Raw genomic sequence first — 18,697 nt, forward strand, 5'->3', positions numbered from 1 at the left:
GCCATGCACATCCTGAGCAAAGCCGCCCTGCATGTCCTGCAACACCCCTTCGCCTTTGTCTGGCAAGTCGTCAAGAGCTTCGGCAGGAACCAGGGCTTGCTGCTGGCGGGCGCCGTTGCCTATTACGCGCTGCTGTCGCTGGTGCCGCTGCTGATTCTTGCCGTTATCACGCTTTCGCAATTTGTGGCCCCGGCGGAATTGCTCGGGGCGATGGGGCACTACCTGGAGTGGCTGGTGCCCAGCCAGTCGGCGTCGCTGCTGCTCGATGTTTCCAGTTTCCTGGACAAGGGTACCGGCATCGGCGCGGTGCTGCTGGTGACGATGCTGTTCTTCAGCTCCCTCGCCTTCTCGGCGCTGGAACAATCGATGGCCGTCATTTTTGTCCACCGTAAGGAAGTGCATCAACGTCACGCCTTCGTCTCCGCCGTGCTGCCCTATTGCTTCGTGCTCGCGCTGGGCATATCGCTGTTGGCCGTCACACTTGTTTTCATCGCATTGCAGACTCTGGCCCAGGAAGCGATTCATTTCATGGGCCGGGACTGGTCCCTGAGCGGCCTCTCGGGCTTGATGCTGTATCTGCTGGGCCTCTGCGCGGAGACGCTGATTTTCAGCGCCATCTATCTCGCCATGCCGGTCGGTCGCACCCGCTTCAGCCATGCCCTGATCGGCGGCATTACGGCTACCGCAATTTGGGAAATGATCCGCCACCTGTTCATCTGGTATTTGGGCCATCTGTCGAAGGTGAGCATCGTCTACGGCTCGCTGACCACGGCGGTGATCGCGCTGTTCAGCATGGAAATTGCAGCGATGCTGTTGCTGTTCGGGGCGCAGGTGATCGCGGAATATGAACTGCTGGGGCGGGAATGAGTATTTGTTGTGCGTAGAAAAATCTATCGGGTTCGGTGGGGTGAACTCGCGCAGGGTTGCCAGTGATCGGTGGTTATTTGGCCGAAGGTGACTGCATTTGGTTCGGCGATACTTCTGCAAATGACTGCTTTCTGAACGTACTGCCGAATGCATACAATCGGCCACGAAGAGTCGTTCGGAGGGCGAGAAACCATGGTCCGAACAGTCCGCAATGAGCGGGGTAAAATGACCGCGCAACCACGTAGTGAAGATAGCTTGAGTTTGAATACAATAATCAGAATTATCAAAACAAAACTTCAGGGGGATCATGTCCATGAAATTCTCATTTCTAATTAGCAGCCGCATTCTGGTCACCATGCTGCTCTCTTTCTTGTTCTTCCCAACTGTCACCCATGCCACCAACGGCTATTTGTCTAATGGCTATGGCATGAAGTCACAGGGGCTTGCCGGCGTTGGCGTCGCGTTGCCCCAGGATGCGCTGGCCGCCGGCAACAATCCTGCCGGCACGGCATTGGTGGGCGATCGGATCGACTTCGGCCTGTCCTGGTTCATGCCCGAGCGCGGTACCACTATCACCGGCAGTTCTGTCCCGGGCGCCTCGGGCAGCTATGACGGTAATTATAAAAAGAGCTTTTTTATCCCCGAATTCGGTTATACGAAACAGCTATCTAATGCCACTAGCATCGGTGTTGCCGTTTTTGGCAACGGTGGCTTGAATATCGATTACCCACGCAATCCCTTCGCCGCATACGGTTCGAAAGGAAGTGCCAGCACCGACTTTGTGCAGTTATCGCTTTCGCCTTCCGTAGCCTGGAAACCCAGCGAACAGCATGCACTCGGCGCCGCAGTGAATTTCATCTACCAGCGCTTTACAGCCAATGGACTCAGCGCCTTTGACAACCCTGGCACCAGCGCCTATCCAGGCAGCGTCACCAACCGTGGCGCGGATAGCTCCACTGGCTGGGGCCTGCGCCTGGGCTGGATCGGCCAGATCACGCCGGCGCTGAGTCTGGGCGCCACCTGGGTGTCAAAGGTCAGCGCCACCAAGTTCGACAAGTACAAGGGATTGTTAGCTGATGCCGGCAGCTTCGATGTTCCCGAGAACTATGGCATTGGCATCGCCTACAAGATCACACCCGCCCTGACACTGGTGGCAGATGTCCAGGAAATCAGGTACAGCGGCGTGCGCTCCCTGGCCAATCCACTGTCCAACCTGACCGTGCAGGGCAATCTACTCGGTTCGCCCAACGGGGGCGGCTTTGGCTGGAAGGACATCACCGTGGTCAAGTTCGGCGCCAGCTACGAGTACAGCAAGAATTTGACCTTGCGTGGCGGATACAGCTGCAAAGGCAATCCGATTCCCTCCGACCAAAACTTCTTCAACATTGCGGCGCCTGCGGTAGTTAAGGATCACCTGACTTTCGGCAGCACCTGGAAAACCAGCAGTGGCGCGGAACTCAGCGTGGCCTATGTGCACGCGCCGAAGAACACAACGAATGGCAGGGGCTCGATCCCGGCAGCGCTTGGCGGCGGCGATGTGAAAAGTTTTCTTGAGGAAGATATTCTTGGCGTGGCCTATGGCTGGAAACTGTAAGCAATCCTTGGATACAAGCGGGCTTCGCCACAAAGCGGCGAAGTACTGTGGCGGGTGCAGTGGCTTATTACAGCTGTTGTTTTGAGAATGCCGGGACTCACCCCGGCAACCTCAAATCGAGCAGGAATGCTGTATGTATTTCGACAGGCTTAACGCGAACGGGTGTGCCAATCACCCCACCTTAGGCAGATGCGCCAGCGAAGCGGCGATGGCTTCCTTCGGGTAGTCGTAGTCTTCGAGCTTGCCCGCCAGATAGCGGTCGTAGGAGGCCATGTCGAAGTGGCCGTGGCCGGTGAGGTTGAGCAGGATCACCTTGGGTTCGCCCGTGGCCTTGCAGCGCAGGGCTTCGTCGATGGCGGCGCGAATGGCGTGGCAGGATTCGGGGGCGGGGATGATGCCTTCGGCGCGGGCGAACTGGATGCCGGCTTCGAAGGTGGCGACCTGCGGTACCGCCATAGCCTCGATGATGCCTTCATGCAGGAGCTGTGACACCAGCGGTGAATCGCCGTGGTAGCGCAGACCGCCGGCATGAATGCCGGGCGGCATGAAGTCGTGGCCGAGGGTGTACATCTTCATCAGCGGCGTGTAGCCCGAGGCATCGCCGAAGTCGTAGGCGTAGGCACCCTTGGTCAAGGTCGGACAGGAGGTCGGTTCCACCGCGACGCAGCGCAGGTTCGCGGCGCGTTTGTCCCCAGCCGCCTTGTCGGCGAGGAAGGGGAAGGCGATGCCGCCGAAGCTGGAACCGCCGCCGCAGGGGCCATAGATGACGTCCGGATAAAGGCCGACCTTGTCGAACTGCTTCTTGGCTTCGAGGCCAATCACGGTCTGGTGCAACAGCACATGGTTGAGCACCGAGCCGAGCGTGTAGCAGGTGTCGGAACTGGCGGCGGCCTCTTCGACGGCCTCGGAAATGGCGATGCCGAGCGAACCCTCGCTATTGGGATCCTTGGCCAGCGCGTCGCGGCCGGCCTGGGTCAGCGTGGTGGGACTGGCAAAGACATCGGCGCCCCAGGTCTGCATCATCGAGCGGCGGTAGGGTTTCTGCTCGTAGCTCACCTTGACCATGAAGATGCGCACCGGCAAGCCGAACATCTGCCCGGCGAAGGCGATGGAACAACCCCATTGGCCGGCGCCGGTTTCAGTAGTCAGCTTTTTGGTGCCGGCGATCTTGTTGAAATAGGCCTGCGGCACAGCAGAGTTGGGCTTGTGCGAGCCAGCAGGCGAAACACCTTCGTACTTGTAGAAAATTTTTGCCGGGGTGCCCAGCATTTGTTCCAGCCGCAGCGCCCGGCACAGCGGCGAAGGACGCCACAACGCATAGATCTGCCGCACTTCCTCGGGGATCGTAATCCAGCGCTCAGCCGACATTTCCTGCTCCAGCAGCGGCATGGGGAAGATCGCGCCCATCTGCTCCGGCGTTGCCGGCTGCCTGTCCGGCCCCAGCGGCGGCGAAGGCGGGCTGCGCAAATCCGCGGCCACGTTATACCAGTGGGTGGGGATTTCGTTCTGTTCGAGAGTAATGCGAAGAGTTTGCATGTTGTGTCTTTCCGGTCAGTTCATACGGGCAAGGGCATAACGCTACCAGATCAATGCGGCAGTGCGGGCCAGGCCCACTGCTTTTCCCACGCTGCACGCACCATGTTCGGATATTCAGGCTGGCCGAGGCTGCCGTTGTAGCGGCCGAGGGCACGGTAGAGATCGCCTTGTTCGATGTCGAGGTAGTGGCGCAGGATGGTACAACCGTAGCGCAGGTTGATGCGCATGTGGAACAGATCCTGGCCCTTGCTACCGATAAGCTTGGTCCAGAACGGCATCACCTGCATGTAGCCGCGGGCACCCGCGCCCGAGACGGCGTATTTGCGGAATCCGCTTTCCACCTGGATCAGGCCCAGCACCAGTTGCGGATCGAGACCGGCGCGCTGGGCTTCGTAATAAACGGTCTTGAGGAATTCAAGGCGCGCGATGCGATCCGGCATGCGCTTTGTAAGACGCTTCGACATCTCGGTGAGCCAGTTCACCTTTTCCACGACGCTTGGGAATTTTGGCTCGGGCGAGGCCATGTCGGACACTGCTTCATGCAATGCGGCCTGTACGCTGGCGGCAAGGGGTTCGTATTGCTGCGCGCCGGCATGGGCGAACTGCGCCCATGCCAGCAGCGCAAAAGCCAGTATCAGCCGCACAGACTTTGTTTGAGAAATGACAGCACTTCGCCGGCAGGCAGCATCTGGGCTTCGGCATCAGAGCGGCCCTTGTATTCGAGCTTGCCTTCCTTCAAGCCGCGCTCGCCGACCACGACGCGATGCGGTATGCCGATCAGTTCCCAATCGGCGAACATCGAGCCGGGGCGCTCGTCGCGGTCGTCGAGGATGGCGTCGATGCCTGCTGCAAGAAGATCGGCGAGCAGGCCGTCGGCGGCCTTGCGCACGGCCTCGCTCTTGGCATAACCCATTGGCACGATGACGACTTCAAACGGTGCAATGGCGGCAGGGAAAATAATGCCGCGTTCGTCGTTGCCCTGCTCGATCGCCGCGCCAACAATGCGCGAAACGCCGATGCCGTAGCAGCCCATCTCCATCACTTGTTCCTTGCCCTGCTCGTCGGTGAACTGGCATTTCAGCGCCTCCGCGTACTTGGTGCGCAGCTGGAAGATGTGCCCGACTTCGATGCCGCGACAGATGTCGAGCGCGCCCTTGCCGTCGGGTGAGGGATCGCCGGCGACGATGTTGCGCAGGTCGGCGACTTGCGCAGGCTCAGGAAGGTCGCGGCCGAAGTTGACGCCGGTTAGATGAAATCCGGCTTCATTCGCGCCACAGACGAAATCGCTCATTGTGGTAACGGTGCGGTCGGCGAATACGGCGATCTTGTTCCCAGCCACCGGGCCGATGTAGCCGGGTTTGCAGCCGAGCGCGGCGACAATTTCCTCGTCGCGCGCAAAACGGAATTCGCCGATCACTTTTTGTGTTTTCACTTCGTTGAGGTCGTGGTCGCCGCGCAGCAGCAGCAGGCCGAAGCCGCCTTCTGCGCGCATCACGGCGACGGCCTTGACCATTTTTTGCAGCGGGACGCCGAGGAATGCCGCGACGTCTTCGCACTTGGTCTTGCCCGGCGTTGCCACCTTTTGCATCGTCTGTGTTGCTACCGCACGCGGTGTTGTTGGCGCGAGTGCTTCGGCCAGTTCTACATTCGCCGCGTAATCCGAGGCGGAGCAATAGGCAATGGCATCCTCGCCCGAATCGGCCAGCACATGAAACTCGTGCGAGCCGGTACCGCCAATGGAACCGGTGTCCGCGGCGACGGCGCGGAATTTCAGCCCGAGACGCGTGAAGATACGCGTGTAGGTCTCATGCATGTTGCGGTATTCGCGTTCCAGATCCGCGTAGGAAGCGTGGAAGGAATAACCGTCCTTCATCAGGAACTCACGCCCGCGCATGACGCCGAAACGGGGCCGGATTTCGTCGCGGAACTTGGTCTGGATCTGGTAGAAGTGCCGCGGCAGTTGCTTGTAGCTTTTCACTTCGCGCCGCACTACATCGGTAATAACTTCCTCATGAGTGGGACCGATGACGAAATCGCGCTGGTGCCGATCCTTGAAGCGCAACAGTTCGGGGCCGTATTTCGGCCCGCGCCCCGATTCTTCCCACAACTCGAAGGGCTGTACCGCCGGCATCAGCAATTCGATGGCGCCGGCACGGTTCATTTCCTCGCGCACGATGGCTTCGACCTTGCGCAGCACACGCAGCCCCATCGGCATCCAGGTGTAGATGCCGCCCGCCAGACGGCGGATCAGCCCGGCCCGCATCATCAGCTTGTGTGAGATGATTTCCGCGTCGGCGGGAGCTTCCTTGAGTGTGGCAATAAAAAACCGTGATGCGCGCATGATCTGACCTGAAACTAAGAAAGCGCGATTTTACTGCGCGGATCGGTCTATCCAGCCGCTGGCAATTGTGAAAGAATCGACTGCAGTGAGTTATTGGAAGATTGCATCATGCTCGATCGTGAAGGCTATCGCCCGAACGTCGGCATTGTCTTGGCCAACAGTCTCAACCAGGTTTTCTGGGGGAAGCGTATCCGCGAACACTCCTGGCAGTTTCCGCAGGGAGGCATCAAGCGCGGCGAATCGCCCGAGGAGGCGATGTATCGCGAACTTCATGAAGAGGTTGGGCTCAGGCCGGAACATGTCGAGGTTCTGGGCAGGACACGTGACTGGTTGCGTTACGACGTACCCAAGCAATGGGTTCGCCGCGAATGGCGCAGCACCTACAAGGGGCAGAAGCAGATATGGTTTCTGTTGCGTCTGGTCGGCCGCGATACGGATGTATCGCTGCGTGCCAGCGGCCACCCCGAATTCGATGCATGGCGCTGGAACAGCTACTGGGTGCAGCTGGATTCGGTAATTGATTTCAAACGCGAGGTCTACGAGAAGGCATTGACCGAACTGGCGCGGCACCTTTTTATCCATCCTGCGGAGCGCCAACCTAAATGGCCAAGCAAGAACGGTGTGCAAACTCAATGATTCGACATCATTTATTGGTTCTCGGCTTTCTGGTTTCGGCTTTCATGGTGGATGCGGCGCTGGCAGATCCAGAAAAGCCCTACGATTTCGAGGAAAAACCCTGGCAGGAAGCTGCGACGCAAATCCCCGAGTTTCCCGTTGAGCGAAACCTCATTGAGTTCTATGTCGGACCGACAGAGCACAACCGGTTTTTCGTCGATGGCAGTACCGTCAGCATCGGGACGGATGACATCGTGCGCTATGTGCTGGTAGTGAAAACTGCCGGCGGCGCCAGCAACATCAGTCTCGAAGGCATGCGTTGCGACACGCTTGAGTTCAAGTTGTTCGCGCTCGGGCGCTCTAATGGGACTTGGAGCAAAGTCGCGAATCCGCTATGGCGGCCGATCGAAAACAAGCTGGTGAACCAACATCATGCGGTGTTGAGCCGTGATTTTTTTTGTCCGCCCGGCAATGCGCCGCGTGATGCCGCCGAAGCGCGCGCTGCCCTGCGCCGCGGCAAGCGTCCTGGAATGCCATGATCGACCATCTGATTATTGAATTCGACAGGGCGTTGCGCACCTTGTTTGTTCCCGCGCCAAGCCGCCGCGACGTCCCTGGCGCCGCCTTGCCAGAGGCTGATCTGAGCGAGGCCGAAAAGCGCCATGCAGCGGCGCTGATGCGCGTCAATCACTGTGGGGAAATTTGTGCGCAGGCACTCTATCAGGGCCAAAGTCTGACTTCGCACAATCCGGAAACACGGCGTGCCCTGGCATACGCGGCCTTCGAGGAAACCGAGCACCTTAACTGGACTGAGCACCGGCTCGCTGAACTGGGTAGCCACAAGAGCTTTCTCAATCCGCTCTGGTATGCGGGCTCGCTGGCAATGGGCGTCATTGCCGGCAAATGCGGCGACGAATGGAACCTCGGCTTTCTCGCCGAAACCGAACGTCAGGTCGAGCAGCATCTGCAAAGCCACCTTGGCAGCCTGCCCACACATGACAGGCGCTCGCGAGAGATCGTCGAACAGATGAAGGTGGATGAAATCGGCCATGCCAGGACGGCCGTCAAACTTGGCGCCAGGGAATTGCCGCCGCCGGTCAAGTGGGCGATGCGCGCGATATCCGGCGCGATGACGCGCACCACTTACTATTTCTAGCCCTCCACGACTTCCCAAGTGTGGGTGATTTCGGCTGTCTTGCCGAGCATGATGGACGCCGAGCAATATTTTTCCGCTGATAGTTTGATTGCGCGCTCCACGGTTTCCGGTTTCAGCCCTCGACCGGTGACCACGAAATGAAAATTGATTTTGGTGAAGACCTTGGGGTCGCTCTCGGCGCGCTCGGCAATCAGCCTTGCTTCGCAGTCGGTAATGTCCTGCCGGCTACGCTTCAGGATCAGCACGACATCGAACGCTGTGCAGGCGCCAGTGCCGGCCAGCACCATTTCCATTGGACGCGGGGCAAGATTGCGCCCTCCTGCCTCCGGTGCCCCGTCCATTGCGACGAGATGTCCGCTCCCGGTTTCCGCAATGAAACTCATCCCGTCGTGCCAGCGAATCGTGCATTCCATAGTGCCTGCTCCATCTGCTTGAAATTCAAGCATGGAATTGTATCCGACCCGAATTTTGTTCCAGTCAGGCTTTCTTGCTGCTTGCCACAATGCAGGCAGCCCGGATATGTTGTTAGAATGTTATTGGATACATATCAATCCAAATTAATCATATAGTTAAGCTAATATTTGACATAAATCAAAGAGACTGAAAATATTATTGCAATGCAGCATAATATTTGTTATGATTGTTCTACTTTGATTGTTGTAGAAAAAATTTTACAGCATTCAGCAACTTCTCCTCCTCGTCCCCGCAACGGGGGCGAATTCAGCGCAACCCCAAGGGGTTGCGTTTTTTTTGCCTGAATGCGTAGTTTGGGCAAAGGTTTGACACTGCTGTAATGGCTGACATACAATGCGCGGCTTTCCGCATTCCGCCCATGGGTTTGTTTTTGCCCAAGGCTCATTAAAATCGGGGTTTCTTCATGAAAACGTTTTCTGCCAAGCCGCATGAAGTCCAGCGCGACTGGCTCGTCGTCGATGCAACTGACAAAGTGCTGGGACGTCTTGCAACTGAAATTGCGCAACGCTTGCGCGGCAAACACAAGCCGGTGTACACCCCGCACGTCGATACAGGCGACTATATCGTCGTGGTCAATGTCGATAAGCTGCGTGTGACCGGCAACAAGGCCGAGGACAAGAAGTATTTTCGCCACACCGGCTATCCTGGTGGAATTTATGAAACCAACTTCACCAAGCTGCAGCAGCGTTTTCCGGAACGCGTGCTGGAAAAAGCCGTCAAGGGCATGCTGCCCAAGGGGCCGCTCGGCTACGCAATGCTGAAGAAAATGAAGTGCTATGCGGGTGCTGAACATCCGCACAGTGCACAGCAACCCAAGGCACTGGAGATTTAAGTATGGCCACCAATTACTACTATGGCACCGGTCGTCGCAAGACGGCGATTGCACGCGTCTTCATGAAACAGGGCAGCGGAAAGTTCATAGTCAACGACAAGCCGCTCGACGAGTTCTTCTCGCGCGAAACCGGCCGCATGGTCGTGCGTCAACCGCTCGAACTGACACAGCATTCGGGCACCTTCGACATCATGGTCAACGTGGTGGGCGGCGGTGAATCAGGCCAGGCAGGCGCGGTGCGTCATGGCATCACGCGTGCTTTGATCGAATACGATGCGACGCTGAAGCCCGCTCTGTCGCAGGCAGGCTTTGTGACGCGTGATGCGCGCGAGGTCGAGCGAAAGAAAGTCGGCTTCCACAAGGCGCGCCGTCGCAAACAGTTCTCGAAACGGTAATTCGCTTCAACGCTTTCGAAAAGCCGCCTGCGGGCGGCTTTTTTGTCTGTGCGCTAATATCTCACCAAGACATTACGGAGCTTGCAATGATCAAGGTTGGCGTTGTCGGTGGTACTGGCTATACGGGGGTTGAACTGCTCAGGTTGCTGGCCCAGCATCCTGAGGTGGATTTGGTTGCCATTACATCTCGCGGCGAGGCCGGTACGCCGGTAGCGGATATGTTTCCCAGCTTGCGCGGTCGCGTGGCCTTGGCTTTCTCTGATCCGGCGAGTGCGGCGCTCGAAAAATGCGACCTCGTGTTTTTCGCCACCCCCAATGGGGTGGCCATGCAGCAGGCACCTGCACTGCTCGAAGCAGGAGTCAAGGTGATTGATCTTGCCGCGGACTTCCGGCTCAAGGACGCCAACGTTTGGGAAAAATGGTATGGCATGCCGCACACGAGCCAGCGCTGGCTGGCTGAAGCCGTCTATGGCCTGCCCGAGGTGAATCGGAAATCCATCAGGAAGGCCAGCCTGGTGGCCAATCCCGGCTGTTACCCGACGGCAACACAGCTTGGCTTCCTGCCATTGGTAGAGTCGGGATGCATTGACGTCAGCAGCCTGATTGCCGATGTCAAATCCGGCGTATCGGGTGCGGGACGCAAAGCTGAAACGCATATCCTGTTTTCCGAAGCCTCCGACAATTTCAAGGCCTACGGAGTTCCGGGGCATCGGCACCTGCCGGAGATCAGCCAGGGGCTGACGCTGGCGGCGGGGCGTGCGGTTGGCTTGACCTTCGTGCCGCATTTGACCCCGATGATTCGAGGCATTCACGCAACACTGTACGCACGCATCACCAGGGAAGCAGACTTTCAGGCAATCTTTGAACAACGCTACGCGAAGGAACCCTTCGTCGATGTGCTGCCACCCAAGTCGCATCCCGAAACGCGCTCGGTAAGGGCCTCGAATATATGTCGCATCGCCCTGCACAGGCCCCAAAACGGCAATACACTGGTGGTGCTCTCGGTGATCGATAACCTTGTCAAAGGAGCCGCGGGGCAGGCTGTGCAAAACATGAACCTGATGTTTGATTTCGACGAATGTACCGGACTTTCGCACGTTCCCGTCCTGCCTTGATGCTGCGCCGTTTGCGCGGCCGGTTTGGTATGGCGGCGCCGCGAGTGACAGTACGCGCCCATATTCCTTGGCATTGGCGCGCATTAGTGACGATTTTGCTGTTAATTTCCGTTATTTCTCTGGTGAGTTGGGTTTATGTCGTCAGTAGCGGTTATACCGGCCGCGACAAAACCACGACCGAACAGGAACTCAGCGGTCTGCGCAACCGCGTCGAGGCACTAGAAACCGAAGCAGAGCATTTGCGCGCAATTGGCAATGGCAGCGAAGCCTCGCTACAGATTGAACGCACTGCGCAACAGAAACTCGGCGAACAGGTAAAGCGGCTGGAGGCTGAAAATAGCAGCTTGCGCGAGGATCTGGCGGCATTCGAGAACCTTGCCGCGGGCGAAGTAAAAAATCGAACTGTTAGCATTCACCGCATGCTGGTGGTGCCAGCCGCCACAGCAGGAGATGTCTGCCGTTATCGATTCCTGCTGGCGGCTCCGGTATCCCGCTCCGATCATGAATTCAAGGGACAGCTACAGATGGTGGCGACAGTTCAGCAGGGCGGGAAAACTGTTATCGTGAACATCCCGGATGCAGCTGCGCCGGACACCCGGAAGTTTCTGGTCAGTTTCAAGTATTTTCGCCGTATTGAGGGCACTTTTACGCTGCCGGCAAATGCCGTACTCAAGAAACTCGAGGTACGCCTGATGCAGGGCACGACGGTGGTGGCATCACAACAAGTGACGGTGTAAGTTTGGTTAAGGAGGTATCGTCATGTTTTCGAGAACTGCACACAAGACCCAAAGCCGGATCGACAGCCTTGTCGGCGCCGGTACCAAGGTGGAGGGCAATGTCGTTTTCACCGGCGGCTTGCGCGTCGATGGTGAAATCCGTGGCAATGTGACGGCGATTGGAGACCAGTCGAGTACGCTGGTAATCAGTGAGCACGCCCGCATCGAGGGCGAAATCACCGTCTCGCATCTGGTTGTTAACGGTACGGTGATCGGGCAGCTGCATTCCAGCGGTTTTCTGGAACTCCAGACCAAGGCCCGGGTCACAGGAGATGTGGAATACAATTCGATAGAAATGCACCTTGGCGCCGTTGTTCAGGGACGGTTGATTCACCAGGGCGCTGCAGCGAAGTCAGTTGAATTAAAGCTGGCCACCACCAACTAAGGGTTCCGGCCCATAGCCCCAACAGGAGAATTACATGAATGCACCGACCGAAATGCCCATGCCGCTCATTTTCACCGACAACGCGGTGAATAAAGTGCGGGAATTGATTGCCGAAGAAGGCAACCCGGAACTCAAGCTGCGCGTGTTTGTCAGCGGCGGCGGTTGCTCCGGTTTCCAGTACGGTTTTACGTTTGACGAAGTCAGCAACGAGGATGACACCGTGCTGGAAAAATCCGGCGTCACCCTGTTGATCGACCCGATGAGCTATCAATACCTGGTCGGTGCGGAAATCGACTATTCTGAAGGCTTGGAGGGTTCGCAATTCGTGATCAAGAATCCGAACGCCACCAGCACTTGCGGCTGCGGATCGTCGTTTTCGGCCTGAGTTTCTTGCCGGAACCAAGGGCGCGGAGATTGTCTCGTTGCGCCCCTGGTTTTATGCGGAATAGATGGTGCCCAATATTCTGGAGCCCTTGGCGCCGATGGCGCTGATTTGATCGCTCGCCGTTCCCGCCTGTTCAACTACGCGCCGCGTGGCTTCGGCGTAGACGGCGGCGAGTTGATTGCCAAGCAAGGCAGCGCGATGCAGCTCATTATGCCCGGCCTGCTGAAGAGATAGCGCTGCCTGCCGCATCTGTACCGGGAAAGGCAGATGGCAGGAAGCAATCACCCGCGGGGAATCGCCGCCAAAGTCGGCCAATACTGTGTCGACCCCGTCCAGGCTGGTACCGGACATCAGACCGGCATGGCGATTCGTCATCGCCATGCCACAAATTTAGTCGGCTGAAGCCAGGTTGATATTCCGTACCGCATCGATGCGCGCCAGCCATACCCCGGATTCGCTGCGGAATCGCGCCATCTGTTCGCTGGTCAGAGGCAGAGATCCGGGTAAGGCGACGGACAGGGGATTCTTGAATATGCCGTTGATACGGAATTCGTAGTGCAGATGCGGGCCGCTGGCGAGGCCGGTCATGCCAACGTAGCCGATGACATCGCCTTGTGCCACACGACTGCCCTTGCGTATGCCCGGAGCGAAACCTGAAAGGTGCCCATACAGCGTGGTGTAGGGGCCTTGGTGCCTGAGCACGACAACCTTGCCATAGCCATTCTGGATGCCGACATAGTCGACGACCGCATCGGCGGTAGCTTTGACGCGAGTGCCGATGGGAGCGCCATAATCGACCCCCTTGTGGGCGCGCCACTGTTGCAGAATCGGGTGGAAACGTGACATTGAAAAGCCCGAGGTGACCCGCGAGAATTCCAGCGGCGAGCGCAGAAAGGCCTTGCGCAGGCTCTTGCCTTCTGGCGTGTAATAGCCGCCGCGGCCGTCGGCATCCTGGAACCAGACCGCTTTGAAGTTGCGGCCGTCGTTGACAAATTCTGCGGCGAGAATGTGGCCGCTGCGTATCGGCCTGCCCATATGCATGATTGTTTCGTAAGCGACGGAGAAGTGGTCGCCTTTACGCAGGTCGCGGTGGAAGTCGATGTCGCCGCCAAAGATGTCTATGAGTTGCGAGGCGACATTGTCGGGAATGCCCGCTGCGTCCGTTGCACTAAACAGCGAGTAATTGATGTCTGCGGATTTGACGGACACACGGGTTTCGAGCGCCAGGACCTTTTGCGTGATCTTTAATCCCTCTTTGGTGTCATCCAGTTCCAGTGCCTGATCCTGTTTGTCATTGAGCGGGAAAAGCAGGGAACGCAACTGACCCGCGCGATCCAGATAGGCGGTAATCGTCTTGCCGGGGGAGAGTTGGCGAAACAAGGGTTGCGCCTGCGCATTGCCGCGCGCGGCATCAATCATGCGGAAATTATCAACGCCGAGGCGCTCCAGCAATGAATAGGCCGAATCCCCCGGCCGCACTTTTTCTTCGCGGATGAACAGCTCCTCGTTTTCGACGACCGGAGTGGCCTGGGAGAGCGACAACGATTCGACGATGTTTTGCTGGGGGAAATTGTTGTCCAGCCCGCTGGAGACGTTGCCAAACGCAGCCACCACGCCGAAACATGCGCCAATGACTGCAACCGTACCGAGCAGCAGATGGCGGCTTCGCTCAGTATTGCGGACACGGAGGTAGGCTAAAATGGAACTCTTTTCTGCAATCATCAAGTAGCGGGGTCAGCGTCAGGGTCGGGCAGTTTAACAAAAATGCGACTCCAGGCAAAACCCGCTCCTTATTCAATGACCGATATCGAATCCCAACTGGCGCTGATCAAGCGCGGCGCCGATGAATTGCTGATCGAGGCCGAACTGGTCGAAAAACTCAAGCTCGGTCGTCCCCTGCGCATCAAGGCCGGCTTCGATCCGACCGCGCCCGACCTGCATCTCGGCCACACGGTACTGATCAACAAGCTACGCCATTTCCAGGAACTGGGGCACCACGTCATGTTCCTGATCGGCGATTTCACCGGCATGATCGGCGACCCAAGCGGCAAGAATGCCACGCGCCCGCCCCTGTCGCGCGAACAGGTCGCGCAAAACGCAAAGACCTACCAGGAGCAGGTATTCAAGATTCTCGATCCGGCCAGGACCGAGATCTGCTTCAACTCTGCCTGGTGCGAAGCGTTGGGCGCCGCGGGGTTGGTCCGCCTGGCATCGCACCACACCGTGGCACGCATGCTGGAGCGGGACGATTTTTCCAAGCGCTATGGCAACAAGCAGCCGATTGCCATCCACGAGTTTCTTTATCCCCTGCTGCAGGGCTACGACTCGGTCGCTATGAAGGCGGATGTCGAACTCGGCGGCACCGATCAGAAATTCAATCTGCTCATGGGGCGCGAACTGCAAAGACACTACGCCCAGCCGCAGCAATGCATCCTGACCATGCCGCTGCTGGAGGGCCTCGACGGCGTGAACAAGATGTCGAAATCGCTCGGCAATTACGTCGGCATCAGCGAAGCGCCGGACGAGATTTTCGGCAAGCTGATGTCAGTGCCGGACACGCTTATGTGGCGCTATTTCGATCTGCTTTCGTTCAAATCGGCCGCCGAAATTGGCGCGCTGAAAAAACAGGTTGCGGCCGGAACCAATCCACGCGATGTCAAATTCGAATTGGCCAAAGAGATTGTCAGCCGCTTCCACGGCGGTGCACAGGCGGGTGAAGCGGCGTTGCACAATTTCATCGCCCGCTTCCAGCGCAGCGAAATTCCAGACAACATGCCTGAACTGACGGTTGCTGCCGGCGCAATTCCGCAAGTGCTCAAACAGGCGGGCCTGGTGGCCAGCACCTCGGAAGCGATGCGCATGATCGAGGCTGGCGGCGTGCGCGCCGATGGCGAGAAAGTCGGCGACAAAGGATTGCATCTGATGGCCGGCAACACCGTTGTGCTGCAAGTCGGCAAGCGCAAATTCGCACGCGTAACGCTTACCTGATGGTGAACAGAAACATGGGCGAAACCTTCGCTTGATCCTTGTTTATCGGGTATCGACCGGCGACTAAGATGCCAGCATGCTATCGGCGAAGCATGTCGAGATGACCCGTGATGGAAACCGAGCGGCAGCCTGACAGCCTGGATGAAGACGCGCTGCGCCGGCGTCTGATCAAGCGTATTGCGCTCGCCGGGGTCGCCATCGCGGCATTGCTGGGCGGGCTTGCGGTCATTGACGGCATGTTCGCGGCTCCCGTGCCATCCTCCGAACCGTCCGCCATTGTCGATGCTGCCAAGCCGATGTCGGTGGCCACAACCCTTCCCGAGCCGCCGCCACAAGCCGTCCCGAGCAACAAGATATCCGCAGCGCCGGTAGAAAGTTCCTCGTCCTCAGCACCATTACCCAGGCAGCTTCACCCACCAGCCAAACCAGCCGAAGTGAAACAGGCGGCTGTCAAGCCGGCTCCTCCCCATCCGTTGACACAAAATGCACAAACCGAGCGTCATTTCGTGTTGCAGATGGGGGTGTTCAACAATGTCGATAACGCCCAGGAATTGCTTGCCAGGCTGCTGAAGAACGATGTACCGGCACAGATCGAAGCCCGCGTTCAGGTAGGACCGTTCAAGACCAGGGCGGAAGCTGATGAAGCCCGCGCCAAGCTGAAGGCAATGGGCCTCGATGCCGGCCTGCTGATGGTGATCCACCGTTAGGTTTAACGCAGTATCCTTGCGCTTTCAATGCAAAAAAACATCATGACCAGAACCATCATTTCGACCCCGAACGCGCCATCAGCGATCGGCATCTATTCCCAGGCGGTACGCAGCGGCAATACGCTTTATCTGTCGGGCCAGATTGGCCTCGATCCCAAAACCATGCAGATGGCCGAAGGCATCGACGCGCAGATCGTCTGTGTCTTCGACAACCTCAAGGCCGTGGCGGAAGCCGCCGGTACATCGCTCAATAACGCTCTCAAGTTCAACATCTACCTCACCGATCTCGCCAACTTTGCCAAGGTCAACGAGGTCATGGCGCGCTACGTGTCCGCGCCTTATCCGGCGCGCGCCGCCGTGGGCGTCAAGGAACTGCCGCGCGGCGCGTTGGTGGAGGCCGACGCCGTCATTCTCGTTGAGTAATCCGCCGCAACTCTCGGGCGTCGGCCCGACGCTCGCCGCCAAACTGGTAAAGCTGGGGCTGCATCGCGACGCCGATCTGCTGCTGCATTTGCCGCTGCGCTATGAGGACGAGACGCGCATTACGCCGGTGCGCGATGCGGTACCGGGTGAGGCGGCGCAGTTTGAACTGGAGGTCGTCTCCACCGAAATCGCCTACCGGCCGCGGCGACAATTGCTGTGTCATGTGCACGACGACAGCGGCACGCTGCTGCTGCGCTTTCTCAATTTCTATCCCAGCCAGCAGAAAGCCTTGCAGCCGGGCGCGTGCTTGCGCGCCTTCGGCGAAGTGCGCGGCGGATTTTTCGGCACCGAAATGATTCATCCACGCTTCCATGTATTGCATGGCGAGGAACCCTTGCCGCAAGCGTTGACGCCGATCTACCCGACCGTTGCCGGCGTCGGCCAGGCGACCCTGCGCAAGCTGATCGGCAATGCCTTGCAGCGGGTCGCGCTCGATGACACCCTGCCTGATGAACTGCGCGGTGGCTTGTCCGGATTTGCCGAAAGCATCCACCAACTGCACCAGCCGCCGGGTGCTGCATCGGAAATGGAATTGACCTGCGCGTTGCAGCCCTACTGGCAACGCATCCGCTTTGACGAACTGCTGGCGCAACAGCTCTCGCTGCGCCGCGCCTATGCCGCACGCCGGACGCGCGGCGCGCCGCGCCTGACGGCAATCAACTCGCTGACGGGCAAACTGCTCGCGGCGCTCCCGTTCAAGCTGACGCGCGCGCAGCAGAAGGCATGGCGCGAAATCGCCGCGGATCTGGCGCAACCTTATCCCATGCAACGCCTGCTGCAAGGCGATGTCGGCAGCGGCAAGACCATCGTCGCGGCGCTGGCCATGTTGCAGGCGGCGGAAAACGGTTATCAGGCGGCACTGATGGCGCCCACCGAAATCCTCGCCGAGCAGCATTACCGCAAACTGCGCTGTTGGCTCGATCCACTGGGAATTCCTTTGGCATGGCTATCGGGCAGCCTGAAGAGAAAACAAAAAAATGAAATGGCCACAGCCATCGCCAGCGGCGAAGCCAGGCTGGTAGTCGGCACGCATGCGCTGATCGAGGAGGATGTTGCGTTCGCGAAGTTGGGCCTGACCATTGTCGACGAGCAGCACCGCTTTGGTGTGCGGCAGCGCCTCGCGCTCAAGCAGAAAGCAGCGTCACCGCACCAACTCACCATGTCGGCCACGCCCATACCGCGTACGCTGGCGATGAGCTATTACGCCGATCTCGATGTCTCGCTGCTGGACGAATTGCCGCCGGGAAGAACACCGGTAAAGACCAAGCTGGTGACCGAAGGCAAGCGTGATCAGGTTATCGCCCGCGTGCGCGATGCCTGTGCGCAGGGGCGGCAGGCCTACTGGGTTTGTCCATTGGTGGAAGAGAGCGAAACCCTGCAACTCAAGACCGCTGAAGAAACTTTCGCCCATCTCACCATCGACATGCCTGACTTGCGCATCGGCCTCGTTCACGGCCGGCTGCGCGGCGAAGAAAAAGCGGCGGCGATGGAGGCATTCACACGTGGCGAAATACAAGTCCTGGTGGCGACCACGGTGATCGAAGTCGGCGTCGACGTAGTTAACGCGAGCCTGATGGTGATCGAACATGCCGAGCGCTTCGGTCTTGCCCAACTGCACCAGTTGCGCGGCCGCGTCGGCCGCGGTATCACCGACTCGGTCTGCATCCTGCTCTACGCCTCGCCCTTGTCGCAAACCGCGCGGCAGCGCCTCAAGGTCATTTTCGAGACCAATGACGGGTTCGAGATCGCGCGCCAGGATCTGGCGCTGCGCGGTCCCGGCGAATTCATCGGCGCGCGCCAGAGCGGCATGCCGCTGTTGCGTTACGCCGATCTGGACGATACGAAGATGGTCGATAGGGCGCGTGCTGCGGCGGATAAAATGCTGCGCGATTATCCCGACTTTGCCGAACGCCATCTGCAACGCTGGATGGCCGGCCGCGAACAATTGTTAAAAGCATGAATGCCGTCCGCCGGGCCGCCCCAAGGACGGCACAGCCAACCGCATGGAACAGGCATAGCCTGCGAACTATTGTCACCCCCTGCCTCGG

21 protein-coding genes are annotated in these 18,697 nt (G+C 58.6%); 15 read left to right on the plus strand and 6 right to left on the minus strand.

Features of this window, described 5'->3' with window-relative positions; translation table 11 throughout:
* The first annotated feature begins 3 nt into the window (after nt 1–3).
* A complete protein-coding gene (locus K5E80_RS10755; protein WP_220636148.1) occupies nt 4–867 on the plus strand; it encodes a YihY/virulence factor BrkB family protein in 864 nt (287 codons plus the stop codon).
* A 313-nt stretch (nt 868–1,180) separates the two neighbouring features.
* Nucleotides 1,181–2,461: an OmpP1/FadL family transporter gene (locus K5E80_RS10760; RefSeq protein ID WP_220636149.1), complete on the plus strand. Its 1,281-nt coding sequence runs from the start codon at nt 1,181–1,183 to the stop codon at nt 2,459–2,461.
* Nucleotides 2,462–2,632: 171 nt separating this feature from the next.
* Here K5E80_RS10760 and K5E80_RS10765 read toward each other — a convergent pair whose 3' ends face one another.
* The 3 genes from K5E80_RS10765 to K5E80_RS10775 are packed head-to-tail and all read right to left on the minus strand — an operon-like array spanning nt 2,633 to nt 6,338.
* Nucleotides 2,633–3,997: a TrpB-like pyridoxal phosphate-dependent enzyme gene (locus K5E80_RS10765; RefSeq protein ID WP_220636150.1), complete on the minus strand. Its 1,365-nt coding sequence runs from the start codon at nt 3,995–3,997 to the stop codon at nt 2,633–2,635.
* Nucleotides 3,998–4,047: 50 nt separating this feature from the next.
* Complete coding sequence (locus K5E80_RS10770; RefSeq protein WP_246590945.1) at nt 4,048–4,641, minus strand: lytic transglycosylase domain-containing protein; 594 nt, start codon at nt 4,639–4,641, stop codon at nt 4,048–4,050.
* The gene (locus K5E80_RS10775) at nt 4,632–6,338 is read right to left on the minus strand and encodes a proline--tRNA ligase (protein ID WP_220636151.1); all 1,707 of its coding nucleotides are present in this window, start codon (nt 6,336–6,338) and stop codon (nt 4,632–4,634) included. The genes K5E80_RS10770 and K5E80_RS10775 overlap by 10 nt, the downstream gene beginning before the upstream one ends.
* Nucleotides 6,339–6,446: 108 nt before the next feature.
* Between K5E80_RS10775 and K5E80_RS10780 the strand changes: the two genes are divergently transcribed.
* Genes K5E80_RS10780 through coq7 form a run of 3 tightly spaced genes read left to right on the plus strand, consistent with a single transcriptional unit; the run spans nt 6,447 to nt 8,109 of the window.
* A complete protein-coding gene (locus K5E80_RS10780; protein WP_220636152.1) occupies nt 6,447–6,974 on the plus strand; it encodes an RNA pyrophosphohydrolase in 528 nt (175 codons plus the stop codon).
* Complete coding sequence (locus K5E80_RS10785) at nt 6,971–7,492, plus strand: CNP1-like family protein (protein WP_220636153.1); 522 nt, start codon at nt 6,971–6,973, stop codon at nt 7,490–7,492. The genes K5E80_RS10780 and K5E80_RS10785 overlap by 4 nt, the downstream gene beginning before the upstream one ends.
* The gene (gene coq7, locus K5E80_RS10790; RefSeq protein ID WP_220636154.1) at nt 7,489–8,109 is read left to right on the plus strand and encodes a 2-polyprenyl-3-methyl-6-methoxy-1,4-benzoquinone monooxygenase; all 621 of its coding nucleotides are present in this window, start codon (nt 7,489–7,491) and stop codon (nt 8,107–8,109) included. The genes K5E80_RS10785 and coq7 overlap by 4 nt, the downstream gene beginning before the upstream one ends.
* Here coq7 and K5E80_RS10795 read toward each other — a convergent pair.
* A complete protein-coding gene (locus K5E80_RS10795; RefSeq protein WP_220637306.1) occupies nt 8,106–8,522 on the minus strand; it encodes an OsmC family protein in 417 nt (138 codons plus the stop codon). The two genes, coq7 and K5E80_RS10795, sit on opposite strands and share 4 nt — an antisense overlap.
* Nucleotides 8,523–8,986: 464 nt before the next feature.
* On the opposite strand from K5E80_RS10795, the gene rplM reads away from it, so the two are divergent.
* The 6 genes from rplM (at nt 8,987) to erpA (ending at nt 12,471) form a co-directional block, all read left to right on the plus strand.
* Nucleotides 8,987–9,415 (plus strand): 50S ribosomal protein L13, encoded by a 429-nt coding sequence (gene rplM / locus K5E80_RS10800; protein ID WP_220636155.1) that lies wholly within the window; start codon nt 8,987–8,989, stop codon nt 9,413–9,415.
* Between the two features lie 2 nt (nt 9,416–9,417).
* Nucleotides 9,418–9,810, plus strand: a complete 393-nt coding sequence (gene rpsI, locus K5E80_RS10805) for a 30S ribosomal protein S9 (protein ID WP_220636156.1) — start codon at nt 9,418–9,420, stop codon at nt 9,808–9,810.
* Between the two features lie 86 nt (nt 9,811–9,896).
* Nucleotides 9,897–10,925 carry an N-acetyl-gamma-glutamyl-phosphate reductase gene (argC, locus tag K5E80_RS10810; protein ID WP_220636157.1) on the plus strand — a complete coding sequence of 343 codons (1,029 nt, stop codon included), beginning with the start codon at nt 9,897–9,899 and terminating at the stop codon, nt 10,923–10,925.
* 86 nt (nt 10,926–11,011) lie between these two features.
* A complete protein-coding gene (locus K5E80_RS10815; RefSeq protein ID WP_220636158.1) occupies nt 11,012–11,662 on the plus strand; it encodes a DUF6776 family protein in 651 nt (216 codons plus the stop codon).
* Nucleotides 11,663–11,684: 22 nt separating this feature from the next.
* Entirely contained in the window at nt 11,685–12,086 is a 402-nt protein-coding gene (locus K5E80_RS10820) for a bactofilin family protein (protein ID WP_220636159.1), read from the plus strand.
* Nucleotides 12,087–12,120: 34 nt separating this feature from the next.
* Nucleotides 12,121–12,471 carry an iron-sulfur cluster insertion protein ErpA gene (gene erpA / locus K5E80_RS10825; protein ID WP_220636160.1) on the plus strand — a complete coding sequence of 117 codons (351 nt, stop codon included), beginning with the start codon at nt 12,121–12,123 and terminating at the stop codon, nt 12,469–12,471.
* Nucleotides 12,472–12,522: 51 nt separating this feature from the next.
* Here the strand turns inward: erpA and K5E80_RS10830 are convergent, their stop codons facing one another.
* Nucleotides 12,523–12,852 carry an anhydro-N-acetylmuramic acid kinase gene (locus K5E80_RS10830; protein WP_220636161.1) on the minus strand — a complete coding sequence of 110 codons (330 nt, stop codon included), beginning with the start codon at nt 12,850–12,852 and terminating at the stop codon, nt 12,523–12,525.
* 9 nt (nt 12,853–12,861) lie between these two features.
* Complete coding sequence (locus K5E80_RS10835; RefSeq protein ID WP_220636162.1) at nt 12,862–14,193, minus strand: M23 family metallopeptidase; 1,332 nt, start codon at nt 14,191–14,193, stop codon at nt 12,862–12,864.
* Nucleotides 14,194–14,268: 75 nt separating this feature from the next.
* Here K5E80_RS10835 and tyrS point away from each other — a divergent pair, with 75 nt between their 5' ends.
* The 4 genes from tyrS (at nt 14,269) to recG (ending at nt 18,609) form a co-directional block, all read left to right on the plus strand.
* Nucleotides 14,269–15,459: a tyrosine--tRNA ligase gene (gene tyrS / locus K5E80_RS10840; RefSeq protein WP_220636163.1), complete on the plus strand. Its 1,191-nt coding sequence runs from the start codon at nt 14,269–14,271 to the stop codon at nt 15,457–15,459.
* A 110-nt stretch (nt 15,460–15,569) separates the two neighbouring features.
* On the plus strand, nt 15,570–16,166 hold the full coding sequence (locus K5E80_RS10845; RefSeq protein ID WP_246591098.1) for an SPOR domain-containing protein: 597 nt from the start codon (nt 15,570–15,572) through the stop codon (nt 16,164–16,166).
* A 42-nt stretch (nt 16,167–16,208) separates the two neighbouring features.
* Nucleotides 16,209–16,589 carry a Rid family detoxifying hydrolase gene (locus K5E80_RS10850; protein WP_220636165.1) on the plus strand — a complete coding sequence of 127 codons (381 nt, stop codon included), beginning with the start codon at nt 16,209–16,211 and terminating at the stop codon, nt 16,587–16,589.
* On the plus strand, nt 16,582–18,609 hold the full coding sequence (gene recG, locus K5E80_RS10855; protein WP_220636166.1) for an ATP-dependent DNA helicase RecG: 2,028 nt from the start codon (nt 16,582–16,584) through the stop codon (nt 18,607–18,609). Before K5E80_RS10850 ends, recG begins: the two co-directional genes overlap by 8 nt.
* The last annotated feature ends 88 nt before the right edge of the window (nt 18,610–18,697 follow it).

This window comes from Georgfuchsia toluolica (assembly GCF_907163265.1).
Lineage (GTDB): Bacteria > Pseudomonadota > Gammaproteobacteria > Burkholderiales > Rhodocyclaceae > Georgfuchsia > Georgfuchsia toluolica.